The sequence below is a fragment of the Cyclobacterium salsum genome (assembly GCF_010119245.1).
Taxonomy (GTDB): domain Bacteria; phylum Bacteroidota; class Bacteroidia; order Cytophagales; family Cyclobacteriaceae; genus Cyclobacterium; species Cyclobacterium salsum.
In genome coordinates this window covers 13718-28513 of record NZ_WNKG01000020.1, presented here as the reverse complement: position 1 = coordinate 28513, position 14796 = coordinate 13718, and the positions used below count along the sequence as shown (strand labels likewise).

Below are 14796 nucleotides of genomic sequence, written 5' to 3'. Positions count from 1 at the left end.
AGAATGGAAAAGTATGTGGAATTTTAGCTGTTTTGTTTGCTTTTCAACATAGGAGGACACAAAGGGATGATGTGATGGTGTGGTGATAATTTGATGGTACAATTGTTTAACCCTTAACCACCAGGGTTGAATCCAAAGTAATGGTTGACTGCCGGACAGCAACTATGAATACCTCAGCCCATATCGAACCATATTAACCCTTAACCAACACGGCTGACCCCAAGACCACCTCTCCTGCCTATTTGCCCGAAACTACACCTCTGCCCAGACCGAGCCAGGTTAACCACCGCCGCTGAACCCAAAACAAGAGAAACTGCACCAAAGTCGATCCCTATACCTCAGCAGAGCCCCAGCCAATTAACCACCACGCTTGAACCCAAAAACCAGCCCCAAACGCAAAATGGCCAGACCCTAAACAGTCACATGGCTGTAGGTAAAGGGCATGGCAGGACACAAGTTGTTTTCCTTGTTTTAACCCCAATTCCTTTCGTACTTTTTGGCTTGACCCAAAAAGTACCAAAAAGGTCAAGGCACAAAAATCCTTCCCCCCGCAATCCTCCCGCGCACCCCGGTTTTGTGCCGCCCCTCCCGCTTTACTCATATATATATGTTCTATCAAAACTACCAGGCACAACCGACTGACCTATAACCCTTAACCACCAGGCTAGAATCCAAAACAACTCTTCCTGCCAATATGCCCGTCTCAAATTCCCAACAGGCTTCGAGCCAATTAACCCTTAACATCCACGATTGAATCCAGCACCCGCCCCAAACGCAAAATGGCCAGACCCCAAAGCCCGGCCATTCAAATGCCAATTAACCCTTAACCAACTTTCCTGCCAAAAAAATCTGTGCTAATCTGTGGCCATCTGTGGTGAATCAGTAAATGATTAAACCTATCAACCACCAGGACTGAATCCAAATCCAGCCCCAAACGCAAAATAGCCAGACCCTAAACAGTCACCCGGCTTTAGGCAAAGGGCATGGCAGGACACAGGTTGTATTCCTTGTTTTAATCCCAATTCCTTCTGTACTTTTTGGCTTGACCCAAAAAGTACCAAAAAGGTCAAGACAAAAAAATCCTTCCCCCCGCAATCCTCCCACACCCCCGGTTTTTTGTCGGCCCACCCGCATTTTTCATTCCTATAAATTCTATCAAAGCTAGTAAATTCAAAGCCCGTGATCTCGCCCCAACCTTTCGCTCTCTATTAACCCTTAACAACCACGATTGGACAAAAAACAAGGTCTTAAAACAAAAAGGCCAGACCCGAAAGCCTAGCCCATATCAAACCACATTAACCCTTAACTACCACGATGGAAACCAAAACCAGCGCTCCTTCCAAAATGCAAGAACCTACACACCAGCCAGTACCCATTTCACTTGCCAAAAAAATCTGTGTTAATCTGTGGCCATCTGTGGTGAATCAGTAAACATTTACCCCTTGAATGCCTCAAAAGTCTTCTCAAACCCTTGCCGGGCCGTCAGGGGAAGATCGTCGCCCAGGGCCTTTAGCAGCTTTTCGTTGCTTACTTTATAGCTTTCGGTGAGTTTTTGCAGGCGTTCGCTGGTGAGGGGGAGGCGCAACCGGTCCCCTACCCTTGCAGCCGCCCGCAGCAGGCCCGCAGGGATTTTCAACAGCCGGGCGGGCTTGCCCAGGGAGGCGGCCATCATTTGTATGAGTTCATCGGTAGAAAAAACCCCGGAATCGGCTACCTGATAAATGCCCGAGGGAATGTCCTTCTCCATTAGCCGGAGCATCACCCAGCAGAGGTTATCCACAGAGAGGAAGGAGCGTTCGTTCGTAAAGGCGGCCAGGGGGTAGGGAAATCCTTTCTGGGCAAAGGCATAGAGCAGGTTTAGGTTTCCCTTGTTGCCCGGACCGTGGATCATGCAGGGGCGCAGGATATAGACCCGCTTGCCTTCGGGCAAATTATCCAACAGGTATTCCTCTGCTTTACGCTTGGACTTGCCGTAGACCGTTTCCGGAGCACAGGGCGTTTCTTCCCTGAGCCAGCCTGTTACCCTGTCGGCGCAGGCCTTGACGCTGCTGATAAAAATAAAAGTTTCGGCATGAGGATCTTTTAGAAAACGATCGTACAGCTTGCGGGTCAACTCGTAATTGGCTTCCCAGTAATCCTGTTCGCCGGATGTTTTTTTCAGGTCATGCGCTTTTCCGGCCAGGTGGATGTAGTGGCGAAAGGACAAGTCATTTTGCTTCCAGAATTCGGCATAGGACAAGCCTGAACCGGAGGGATTTCGGCTGAGTGCTTTCCAGGGCCTGTCTTTTAAGTGCTTTTGCAGGTTTTGGCCTACGAAGCCGGAGGCGCCGGTGATGATGATTTGATGGTTTAATGGTTCGATGGTGGGATGGTTAGGTGATGTGAGGATGTGGTGATTTGGTGATGGTTTGACGGTGCCGTCACTGCGAGAATTAACATTTTAAAAAACGCAGAAATCGGGATGACGATGTGGATTTTTAATATATTGATTTTCAGCGATTTGATAAATACGTCATCGGTAGGGAGCGTTTTAGGAATAAATGGGATATCGGAATCCTACACCGCTCCCGCGGCAGTCTGACGTAAGACGAACTTTTAATTTTTACATTTTAGCCCGGCCTATTCATCTTTTCAACCGCTTCGCCAGCTTCCCTGCCTTTTCATAGACCGTCGGATTTTCTCTGATGGCAAAGGATTCGTTGAAATTTCGGATGGTATACGCATCCTGAATCAACTGTTTGTCGGACAGTTTATGGTGTAGCAGCATCCAGTCCAACACTTCGGTCCAGCGCCAGATTTTGGTTTTGGAGATTACACCTGCCACCGGAACAGGAAAGGCTCCCTTCCCTCTGGCACCGGAAATCAGCAAGCGAACGGATTCTTTGGACCTGCCCAAACGCCTGGCAATTTCTGCAGCAGTAACCAAATCTCCCGGTTCCACACTACTCACCGGTATTCCTGCATCTTCAACATCCAAAATAGCACTCAAGATAGCCACTTCAAAGGACTCCCCTTCCCGGTCAAAATCCAAATAAGCTGTCTGCTCCCTAAAATAAAGCAAGGCATCATTACACCCCCCCTCAAACAACTTGGTTTCCAAATCATCGGAAGGTTTTAACAAACCTTTTAAAACTAACGTAAAATGAAAAATTGACATCTTTAACCCTTTGAATCTTTATTATAGTGGGGACAATTGTCAACCACCCGCTTTATTTGTCTTGCGTGCGCCTCCTTGCTTTTTGGGGTGCTCCATATAGAAATGATGCAACCCTCCCTGCTTTGTTCGCAACAAAACAAACGACAAAAGGCATGCGAACTGCTTCCTGCTTCAACTATTCTCCAATCTTTTTGCAACGCATATTCGATCGCCTCTTGAATGACTTTGCTTGGATGCTTATTACTGCCCATGACAATAGTACTAATTTTGTTGATTTAAGTCAACATTTATTTTAGTAATCTGATTCTTTGTTTTCAAAAGTTTGGATGGTTTTATGGATTGGCTCTTGGCTATTGGCTATTGGCTATTGGCGGTTGGTCGTGCCAAAGGCAAAAGCCCAATGGCTAATGGCCAATGACTAACCGTATTCAATCAGATTGGAAAGCTGCACGAACTTCAAATACACTTCTACAGCAAATACGCAAACAAAAGCTACTTAAAAATAAACTCAAAAGGCTTAAACAAATACTTGGAATAGATCATGGCGTAGTTCGTGTAGACATCGTTTTCTTTACAGGCGCGGTAGATTTCCTTATTTAGGGTAATCAGACTCTGGATGCCCCGGGTGCTGAGTCCGCCCATGCGCATTTTGGTGGTGGTGAGGGGCAGGTATTTCCAGCGCAGCCCCCCTTTTAGCAAGAATCGGATTAGGAGCTCGTAATCGGCGGCAATCTTATAGTCCGTCTTGTAGTACCCCAACTTCTCGAACCATTCCCTGCGCACAAAAAAGGAAGGATGCGGAGGCATGTAGCCCCAGGCAAATTTAGCCGGTTTCCAGTTTTTTGCCGAATATTTACGCACTACCTGGTTCAAATCGTCTTCTTTTACGAAAACAATATCCCCAATCACCGCATCCAACTCGGGATTTTTTTTAAAAGCGGCAGCAACCTTGCTAAGCACCTGATCATCATAAAAAACATCGTCGGAATTTAAAATCCCAACCACATCTCCGGTGGCCATGTGGATACCTTTGTTCATGGCATCGTACATCCCGGTGTCAGGCTCGGAAATCCACTGACTGACGAACTTTTCATTATCTCTTAAAATTTCAATCGATCCATCGTTAGATACTCCGTCAATAACAATAAATTCAAACTTAGAACAACTCTGGTTCGAAGCGCTAAAAATGGTATCTTGAAGGGTGCGTGAAGAATTATAAGTTACAGTTACAACTGATATCATCATTTTATTCTATTAGCTAAGTAACTAACAGTATTAATTGGCAAAGAAATTAACGTTTTAAAAGAAATATATTTAAATAAATAAAATATTTTTGATGGGAAAAAAATGAAATATAAAATTAAAGAAGGCGATTGTTTATTAATGAACGATCGAATTGTTTTATTAATTTTCAGTTGATCGTATCCAATTTGAGGTAAATACTCAAGAATCGGAATGTAATTTTCAAATTTAAGCTTAAGTTCTTTTTTTAAACCGGAATAACTGGCATTTGAAGAATTAAAATAAACGAGCGGTTTGGAGAAAATGAAAGAGGAACCTTTTGACAAACTATGAAATGAATAGAGAAGCGGTCCCCCAAGCCAGGTAAACATCAAGTTATCAGACAAGGATCGTAAATTAGTAGTTTTATAAACGCACGATGTAATAAACACTAATGAACCATAGCCCTCATTAAATATATCTAATGCGACGTCTTTGGAATTCGGAAAATAACCAGAATTTAACGTATAACCAGGTTTACCTTTTATATAATAGTTTAAAAAAACAAACTCAGGGTTATAATTCTCTTTTATAGCAGACAAAACGTTATTAACAATTTCTCTTTCTAACTTATCATCATCACTAACAAACCAAAGGTATTCCGTATCTACAGCATTTATACAGGAAATAAGATTACCTACCAGGCCCAAATTAGTTACATTTCGTTTAAATTTAAATTCAGGGTTGACCTGTGAGAAGTTGTGAAGAAAAACATCGGTACCATCTGTTGAACAATTATCAGATATCAGAAATTCAACATCATTTAAAATAAATGGATACAAATCAACTTCATCTTTAAAGAACTTCAAACATTCCTTAAGATATTCTAACCGATTATAGGTAGGGATACAAATAGAAATCAATGCCATACTAAAATAAAATACTAAGAGCTACATTTACTAAGAAGAAACAGACGAACAAAATTACTTAATTTATTAAAAAACTGTTTAAATTTCAGGATTCTCACCTTTAACTAATCTGTTAAATACTGACATTTGGTAGGATGGATTATAATAGGAATCAACAACCTCAAAACATCTTTGCCTTAGTTCATTTCTGTCCGAATTATTTTCCAACCAATCCTTAATTTTAAAAGATAGGTCATCAACATCATTCTCTTTAAATAGGAACCCATTGTAACCATCTATTATCGCTTCAACTTCAGGCATTTGATTAGCTAAATTACTGTGAGTCGCAACCGGTGTACCAAAACTTAAACTATGTATAGCAGTTAATCCTACATTTCCCGGGGATACACATAAATCAGCTTTTGACAAGTAATGCCCAATTAATTCCTCATCGTAACAAGCACCGGTAAAGTGCAACCAAGAATCATCAATGCTACTTTTACCAATCTCCTCCAGCTTGCTTCGTTCAGGCCCTTCCCCAATAATTAATAGATTTGCTGATAAAGACCCACTATTTAAACGTTTTATAGCATCTAGAAGGATATCTAAGCGTTTCAAAGAGGTTAAACGTCCTATAAATACAATAACAGGAACGGACAAATTATTGAAAAAAGGAAAAGCTTCAGATTTAGAAATAGGATCGATTTTTTGACGAAGTTCTCTATGGTAGTCATAATCCAGGGAATTAAAAACAACGTACAGATTATCATTTTCAAAACCTTGATCAACCATCAATTTCTTGGCTCTTCTCTCATACAGTAAGTGTTTATCAGCTAATCGATTAAAATTATTACGAATAAACAATTTAACTATACCCTCATTCCCATATAATCCATGTCCCCAAAAAACTACCTCAATTTTCCTAATACGACAAATCAAAGCGGCAATCCAGGTAGAAAGACAATACATTTCGCCTGTAAAAATAGCAACATTCATTTTGCTTTTTATGCAAAACATGATTATACCGGTTTGCCAAATGAGGATACGTCTACCTAACCAAACATTATTTACTTTAAAAAACCTATCAGCGTACTTTGAAAAATCTATACTCTGTAAATTTATAGTCTTAATACCAGAAGAACCTGATCCACCAAAAAAGAATGACGATTTAAAATCAGATGATTGTAAAATTTTTAACCAAAGCCAACCACGATAATGAGATGCAATATTAATAAAAAAATATACGTCTTTCATATACACTACTTAAATATTATTTAAAGAAGATAAATAAAAATAAATAAATCGAATCAAAAAAATTTAAATATAACTAACCTTATTTGATAACTTATTGTAATCTACAAAAAACAGAAAATAAATCAATATCAAAAATAAAGGATAGATATAAAATGGACGCTGGAGCAAATTTAGTACTACAACAAATAAAAAGAATCCATATTTTCTATTATTTGACCTTAGGATTCTAATAGAAATATAGATAAAAGGTAATAAATAAAATCCAATTCCAAAAATACCATAGTAAATCAACGGGGACCAAAAAACCTCATTGACAAAATCAGGAAACTTTTCTTTGACTTTTTCCTTAGGGTATCCCCAAGGATTCTCCAAAAAAATCGAAAACCCTTGTTCTAAACCCCCTTGGCGGGAAACATCATCCCCACCAGAAATAATGTTCTCGATCCTTCCAACAGATCGATCCTTCACGTACCTTATTGAATCAACGTGTGAAAACAAATTAAGAGTATAAAGAAGAGAAAAAATAAAAAGACAAAACACAATTAAATTACCGATACTCTTAAAACTAACGTAGTAATACAAGCAAAATACAAGCACTGTAACTATATGAGCTAAAGATAGGGTAGCCAGTGGAAAAAATAAAAGAGAATATTCCCATTTTCTATTGTTAAAAAACTTACGATTAATTAACAATAGAAACATGATAACAAATGCAAAACTACCTGGTTCATCATAGTATCCTGCAGGGCGTAGCTGAAAAGAAAGTTCTTGGGTCCTTTTAACAAAAAACAAACCATAATTATATATGTTAAATTCACCTTGATATTCATAGGAACCGATTAAGCCTAATAAGCCAATTGAAAAAAGGATTACACCTAAAAAACAAAAAAAAGCGGAAACAATATTGAACCTAGTGAAATACTTTATAAAAGTATTTATTGAAAAGGAATTGATAACTAAAAGTAGAAAAATCCAAGATAAAATTAAATAAAAAATAACCATCAATACAGACGGTGAATCTAATACGAAATAGGCTATAGCAAAAAAGAAAACTTGCACTAAAACAATTCTATTAAAGGCTCTTTTTGGTAGAACAATAAAATTATTACATACAACAATAGTTAAAAACCAAACACATATAAATGCAAGAGAAATAACAACGGTAAATTGAGGGAATAAAACAAAATTATGAACAAAAGGATAGAAAGCACCAACCGATAAAAAAAATAATAAAAAATAATAAAATGTTTTAAAATTATCAATGGAAAGTTTCATACTTAAAAATTATATACACCTTGATAAAATAAAACTAAAACCTATGTACATACTTAAACAAAAGAATTCTAAACATTAGGCTTATCCAAAAGATATTTAATTTTCCCAATAAGACCATATATAATTCCAATTAATCCCATATTCTGAACCAGATAATCAAATTTTGCTCTTCTAGCTAAAATTGAAACTTGGGATGAAAACCCACCTCCTTGAAAATTGGCGATAATGATAGATACCTTACGGAATTTTATTCCTTTAATGAATAATCTCCTTGTTAATTCTATATCTCCATAATATTTATGTTTTGTTTTATAATACATCTCATTCCCACAAATAATACGATTATAGAATATAGATTGGTGACACGCCATTATTCCGCCATACTTTAAAAAATTTAACTTCTGAGGTCTACGCAGGGTTCCATTCGAAAAAGTACTACCATATAATACGCCAACGCCTTGAATATCATTTTTGGAGAAAATTGATTCAATAACATCTGAATTATAAAAGCAATCTCCTGCATTCATAAAATTAATCCAAGTACCTGTAGCTGCATTCAAACCCTTATTCATTGCATCGAAAATGCCATTATCTGGTTCTGAAATAATAACATCAATACTATTTTCATATTTTCGAATGATTTGAAGGGTACCATCAGTTGAACCACCATCAACAATAATAAATTCAACACTTGTAAATGTTTGATTTATTACAGATTGAATTGTCTTTTCTATATCAAGGACAGCATTAAAGCAAATTGTAATTACGGAAACAACTTTCATAAAATAAACTAAAATTTGAAAAAAGAAAACAATTGAGCAACGAATTTAACTAAAAAACACCTCGATTATCCGATCTAATTTCTTAAAAGATTTTAAACTGAGTGAGACCTAGATCCCAAAGTAAAAAAATATCTTATACATAATAAAATTAAAAAAACAATTCATAAAATTCATATGTACTTTTCAGGTTTTTCTCCAAATTAAATCTTTTTTCAGATAATAATCTTCCTGACATCCCCATTTTCTTTCTTAAATTTTCATTAGCGCCTAATTCAATTGCATAGTTTATAAATTCTTTTTCAGATGAATACAAATATCCTGTTTCATTATGAATTACCAATTCATCAACTCCGCCGATATTAGAACCAATAACAGGAAGTCCAGACGCCGACGCTTCAATAACTCCTCTAGCAAAATGAGGCTCAGTAAAGGGACAAACAAATATATCCGAACACAGCAATATCGATGTAACATCTTGTTTAAAAGGTAAAATATAAAAGTTCTTCTTCCTGTTATATATAAAATCGGACTCTTTCTGAGCTCCTACCAAAACGAAATGAAAATTAGGATGTTCATTGACGAGCTTTTCACCCATTGAGATCAACTTCTTCCATCCATTAAAGCTAGCGAAACGAGCCAAATATAAAAAAACGATATCACCAGACTTAATACCAAGTTCGGATTTAAGAAAGTTCGATTTCTTGTCCATCTCTACTGTTTCTACAAAATTATATATTACCTTACACGGAATATTAAAATTTTTTGAAAATTTCATAGAATCCAAATCGTTTTTACAAATGGATATAAACCCATCCACAAACCTTTGACAAAAAAAACGAATAGGAGCACCCCAAATTCCATTACGCAAAGGCTCTCTCAAGTGACAAATAACTTTAATTTTATTCCATCTGGCAACTATAGCAAAAACAAATAAACAAGAGGAATTTAAATGGATCAAATCAGGATTGATCCGCCTTACCAGAATATTAGCTCTGATAATACTTGGAATAAGAAAAACCCAATTACGAATAAATAATTTTAGACTCTTCTGAACAACGGTTGAGCCATGGAAGGGCCTTATTCCTTTTGATTGCATTAAGAGGACGGGTAATAGTTTAAAAATTATATTCACAGGGCCTCTCTCAATATTTAACAAATAAGGAATATATTTAAATTTGTCTAAGTTCTTAATAACATAACTTAAACTTTTTGATGCACCTGAATATATACCAGAATGATGAACATACAATACCTTTAACCGTTTTTTCATATGATTACTCTTTAAAATTATCAAACTTTTGCATTAAAAAGCAATTATTAAGAAAACAAAAGAAATATCAGAATAATTATAGATATGATAAAACAATGTAACTTCCCTTCATTAAAAAATAAATTTCAAACTATAGTTAATGAAACTATAAAATACTAAAAACAAGTCAAAAAATATATAAGTATTTTCTGGAAATAAATTCTTCAACATTCAAAAATATAGACACCAGTGGGTGGACAAAAACATCTTTGGTATAAAACCAGGTATCTTGTGAAAATTAAAAATACATATAATTCCTAATTCATTCTAATAAATCATTGTCTTAAGGACTTTTTACCAAAAAAAATTAATAATTCCTCAGTGGCCGACACTATATTCAAATAATATTTCACTAAAAAAACCTTGGTTTTATCAAAACATGATAAATCAGATCCATAAGCATTTAAGTTTGAATAAATACTGCGAAATTTAGGTATAAAAGCTAATATTAACCGTAAAATTGCTCTAATTTTACCTTTCTTACGGTCTAAAACCCTACCACCTGCTACACGCTTAGCCTTCATTTTCAATTGCTTAATATTATTACGAGCAGGATGTTTAACAACGACATCTTTACCGTAAATAATTTCAAACCCTGCAATTGCGGCTCGTTTAGCCCATTCATGATCACCTCCGGACAACATTTTTTCATTAAAAAAACCGATTTTATCAAAAACTTTTCGGTAAGTAAACATGTTACCCGTGACTGCCGATGATGAAGCTTTTACAGATTGATCCTGTTTAAACGCATATATTTTTTCGTAAAGCTCTGCGCTATTTAATATCTTAGATCTATAAAACAAATCAATCCTGCCGCCTATTCTGTCGCAATCACAAATTGAAAATAGATTAACCGCATTTTTGATCCAGTTGGGATCGGGAATACAATCAGAATCAGTAAAAGCTATTATTTCACCTTTAGCCATTTGTATTCCTCTATTTCTAGCAGCGTAGGAACCAGACTTGGATTCATTCAGAACTAAACAGTTTATAGGGACTGTTAAATAAGGAGGTCTCTCATCATTAGGAGCATTATTTATTACAATTATTTCAAAAAGATTTGAGTCGTAAGTTTGTTTTGAAAGTGAATTTAAACATTCGGCTAATCTACCCCAATCTAAATAGGTAGGAATAATTACCGAAACAAAAATTTGGTCGGAACTATTTGTGTTCATAAATAATAATTACTTAATAATCAAAATTTTCCTCAGATAAAAATTAAATAATTTCCTATTCTCTGCAGAAATGTTAAATATAAATAGAAAGGTAAAAATAGATACGCCCATTTTAAGAAATAAAGATAGATAGATGCTAGATAGACAAATCATAGTCAAAAAAGACAAGGAAATCACAAACCCTATGCCAATTGATACAGGTAATATTAAGGCATAAAAAAATTTTATTAAAGATTCATTTAGTGCAATTTTTACTAGAATAAAAAACGCTTGAAAAAAATTTACAAAAAACGCTGCAATTAAACCATATCCGACAGATTCAAGGCTTTCTCCTATAAATACACCATAACATATTCCACTCACCATAAGTACAGCACTTAAAGTTCCAGAATAAAATAATAAATCAGTACGATTAATTGCTTGAAATATTGAACCTGAACTAGACAACACCATTTGAATACCGATAGTAAGTGCTAATAATCTAAATATAGGTATGCTATCTTTCCATTGATCGCCGTAAACAATATTAATTATTTCTGGGCCTGCAAAATATAAAAAGATTGATAGAGGAAACCCTACTATCGCCAGTATTTTTACAACCTTGAGGTAGGAATTAAAAATCCTTTCTTTATCATCTTGAAATTTGGAAATTATTGGCATAAGGACCGGTGTGATCACATGTGTGAGATTCGATACAGGCATCATCATCAATTGATAAGATCTACTATAAAAGCCTAATACAGATGGACCGAAAAACTTACCAATTAATAAATTGTCAGTGTTTCGAGAAAAATAATTTATAATATTAAACATAAACTGAAACGTAGAAAAACGGGCAATTTTCCTTAAGGAACTCAATTTAAATAAAAATCTATAATTCAATTTTGCCATCCAGTAGAATAAAATAAATAAAAGCACGCTATCAAAAATACTCTTATAAACTAATGCATAGTAACTAAATCCAGTGTAAGCAAGGTATATTGCCAGGATACCACTAAGTAACTGGATTGATACATTTATTATTCCAATATGTTTAAATTGTAACTTTTTTACAACTAAGGCTTGGGGCACAATCTTAAAAGTATTAAAAATAAGAGTAATAGAGAGCAAATGACCAACATTTACTAATTCCGGTTCATTATAAAAACTTGCAATTGCTTCTGAAGATAAATAAAAAATTATAGCGAGTAGAAAACCTATTATTACCGAAAAAGAGAAAATGGATTGGATGTCATCTCTCCCTAGATTTTGACTTTGGATAATTGCAGGTGCAATACCAATATCACTTAATAGATTAAAAAAAGTTATAAAAACTGTTAAAATAGCTACAATCCCAAATTCTTCTGGGGTAAGTAACCGTGCTAATACAGCACCAATTATAATGGACAATATTACTCCACTGTATTTTCCCAGAGCAGAATAAAATATTCCAGAAAAAAATAAATTTCTAGCTCCCAAAATTAAACCTAAATTGTCATTATTTTAAAAAATAGTATTGATACTTTACTATAAATATCATGTACCAGAAACTGATATTAGTAATTTCTCAAAAGAAATTTCAAAACTATTTGACGTGAAATTGTATTGAAATTTTGTATGTGTCCTTTTTTGGAAATCATTAGGTATAAGATTATATTCCATCAATTGATTTAAAGTACTAGAGATAGATGAACTTGATAAATTTTTTGGTATCCACAATATATCCTCATTTAAACCAAACTCAAAAATTGCCTCAGAAGCCTGCGTAACCATCGGAATTCCCAAACTTAATGTATCAACGACCTTATTCATTAATACAGTCTTAGCCATTCTTGTGTCACCAAAACTACCAAGGGAAATATCACAATTATTAACTAAATATTCTTCTAGCCCATTTACGAATGTTAAACTATCATGAACATTAATCTCTACTACAAATCCTAAAGCATTCACTTGTTCAGCTAAATGTAAAGCTCTATTTCTATTATTTTCAAATAAGTTTACTTTAAAATCTGTTCGAATTGATTCAAGTTGCTTTAATCCATTTAACATATTTTCAATTCCGTGTAATTGTGAAGCTTTGCCCCACCAACAAATATTGAAAATTCTTTGCCGATTAATATTTCGAAACGCCAACAACTTTGCCTTTTTTCTAATGGGACTTTTCAAGGAAATTATCTCAATCCTATTAGGAGGAACAGAATAAGATAAAATATCCAAATAAAAATCTTTTTCACTTTGGTTCAAAAATATTATTTTTGAGGAATTTTTTAAACAAGTTATATCAAATTCTTTTTCGTATGTTTTTCCTTGCTGTTGTCCAACTTTTTTATTCTCTATACTCACTAAATAACGGGACAGATAAAAATCAAAAACCACGATTTTTTTCATCCATTTTGCAACTTTTATAGTCCAAATATGCTGCGAATTCATCGATAAATAAATAAAAATATCGCAATTAATAATTAAAAAAACATAATACAACGGGATAAAAAATCTTTTCAAGATAAAATTAATTATCCGAAAGGTGAACCCCTTTCGATCAGATAAAATGAAATTGAAAGGCAATATTGAAAACATATAATCATAATTACGTTCACTAAAATAATTAATTATTAACTGTGAGCGGTAAGAACCGATTATATTTCCTGCTAAAAGAACCTTTTTCATCTAAAATATTCGCTATGAAATTTTCATTATTTAACTTGCATCTTATTACCCCATTCAATACTTTCAATCAAACCCACCTCTTTATTTATATTTGAATACCATTTAATATCTTTTTTTGCTTTTCCATTATCAGCAATAAACACGAGCTGATCACTTTCACGAAATGGAAGTTGAATGTATTCCATTTTTATATCTAGTATCCTTTCTAGATGCGTAAAAAGCTCCAAAAGAGAAAGGCTATTTTCATTCCCCCCTCCAATATTAAAAGCCTGACCTTTTATCTTATCCATTTTTTCATTGGCATTAAAATATAAGTTAACTACATCGTTAGCATGAAGCACATCTCTCACCTGCTTTCCATTTCCTGAAATAGTAAATGGTTCCTTGGCTATTCCTTTTTTGATCTCCAATGCTTTTTGAATAAACCAACCTACCCATCCTTGATCATAAGTCGCATGCTGGTTACCTCCGTACATGCTGGAATGACGGAAAACTACGGTGTTTAAACCATAAATCCTATGAAAATCCAAGAGGTACTGGTCTGCAGCACCTTTTGAACAACCATAAGGAGAATGAAATTCTAAGGGATATGTTTCGGGAATTCCGTTTGGGAATTCATTACAAATATATCTGGTTTCCGCTTCCTCAAATGTCAAAGCTGAAAAATCTCCATATACTTTATTAGTTGATGAATATAGAATCGATGCATAAGGACTATATTTCCTGATTGAATCAAGTAAGTTAAAAGTGCCGATTGCATTCACCTCAAAATCCATTCTAGGGTTAGAAATGGATGTCGTCATCGCCACTTGACCAGCTAAATGGAAAACGACATCAGGCTTTACTTCCCTGATCACAGTTTCTACATCATTGGCATTCCGGATATCAAAAGGATAATATTTAAATTGACCTTGCTTGCTTAACCATTCTAGATTCTGTGCACTTCCGTGTCGAAAAAGATTATCAAATACAAACAACTCTTCTCCTTTCTTGAGTACCTCGGCGGCCAGGTTAGAGCCAATAAACCCACATCCCCCTGTAATTAAATACTTCATTTTGCTAATTT

12 protein-coding genes are annotated in these 14796 nt (G+C 34.9%); all 12 read right to left on the bottom strand.

The annotated features are described in order from the left end of the window. Positions 1-1435 precede the first annotated feature (1435 nt). The 12 genes from GJS45_RS22940 to GJS45_RS22885 all read right to left on the bottom strand — a co-directional run bounded on the left by GJS45_RS22940 (position 1436) and on the right by GJS45_RS22885 (position 14785). Positions 1436-2335 carry an NAD-dependent epimerase/dehydratase family protein gene (locus GJS45_RS22940; RefSeq protein ID WP_262887958.1) on the bottom strand — a complete coding sequence of 300 codons (900 nt, stop codon included), beginning with the start codon at positions 2333-2335 and terminating at the stop codon, positions 1436-1438. 288 nt (positions 2336-2623) lie between these two features. Then, positions 2624-3100 carry a helix-turn-helix transcriptional regulator gene (locus GJS45_RS22935; RefSeq protein WP_162344228.1) on the bottom strand — a complete coding sequence of 159 codons (477 nt, stop codon included), beginning with the start codon at positions 3098-3100 and terminating at the stop codon, positions 2624-2626. Positions 3101-3649: 549 nt separating this feature from the next. Next, positions 3650-4402, bottom strand: coding sequence for a glycosyltransferase family 2 protein (locus GJS45_RS22930; protein WP_162344227.1), 753 nt, complete (start codon positions 4400-4402; stop codon positions 3650-3652). Continuing rightward, positions 4399-5307 (bottom strand): glycosyltransferase family 2 protein, encoded by a 909-nt coding sequence (locus tag GJS45_RS22925; protein ID WP_162344226.1) that lies wholly within the window; start codon positions 5305-5307, stop codon positions 4399-4401. The genes GJS45_RS22930 and GJS45_RS22925 overlap by 4 nt, the downstream gene beginning before the upstream one ends. Positions 5308-5385: 78 nt before the next feature. Then, entirely contained in the window at positions 5386-6540 is a 1155-nt protein-coding gene (locus GJS45_RS22920; protein ID WP_162344225.1) for a glycosyltransferase, read from the bottom strand. A 63-nt stretch (positions 6541-6603) separates the two neighbouring features. Then, positions 6604-7815, bottom strand: coding sequence for a hypothetical protein (locus GJS45_RS22915; RefSeq protein WP_162344224.1), 1212 nt, complete (start codon positions 7813-7815; stop codon positions 6604-6606). Positions 7816-7883: 68 nt separating this feature from the next. Beyond that, positions 7884-8597 (bottom strand): glycosyltransferase family 2 protein, encoded by a 714-nt coding sequence (locus tag GJS45_RS22910; protein ID WP_162344223.1) that lies wholly within the window; start codon positions 8595-8597, stop codon positions 7884-7886. Positions 8598-8745: 148 nt separating this feature from the next. Then, positions 8746-9867, bottom strand: a complete 1122-nt coding sequence (locus GJS45_RS22905; RefSeq protein ID WP_162344222.1) for a glycosyltransferase family 4 protein — start codon at positions 9865-9867, stop codon at positions 8746-8748. A gap of 314 nt (positions 9868-10181) precedes the next feature. Continuing rightward, complete coding sequence (locus tag GJS45_RS22900; RefSeq protein ID WP_162344221.1) at positions 10182-11081, bottom strand: glycosyltransferase; 900 nt, start codon at positions 11079-11081, stop codon at positions 10182-10184. A 9-nt stretch (positions 11082-11090) separates the two neighbouring features. Next, a complete protein-coding gene (locus tag GJS45_RS22895; RefSeq protein WP_202928159.1) occupies positions 11091-12539 on the bottom strand; it encodes a lipopolysaccharide biosynthesis protein in 1449 nt (482 codons plus the stop codon). A 57-nt stretch (positions 12540-12596) separates the two neighbouring features. Beyond that, a complete protein-coding gene (locus GJS45_RS22890) occupies positions 12597-13451 on the bottom strand; it encodes a glycosyltransferase family protein (RefSeq protein WP_162344220.1) in 855 nt (284 codons plus the stop codon). A gap of 305 nt (positions 13452-13756) precedes the next feature. Then, positions 13757-14785: an NAD-dependent epimerase/dehydratase family protein gene (locus tag GJS45_RS22885; protein WP_162344219.1), complete on the bottom strand. Its 1029-nt coding sequence runs from the start codon at positions 14783-14785 to the stop codon at positions 13757-13759. Positions 14786-14796 lie beyond the last annotated feature (11 nt).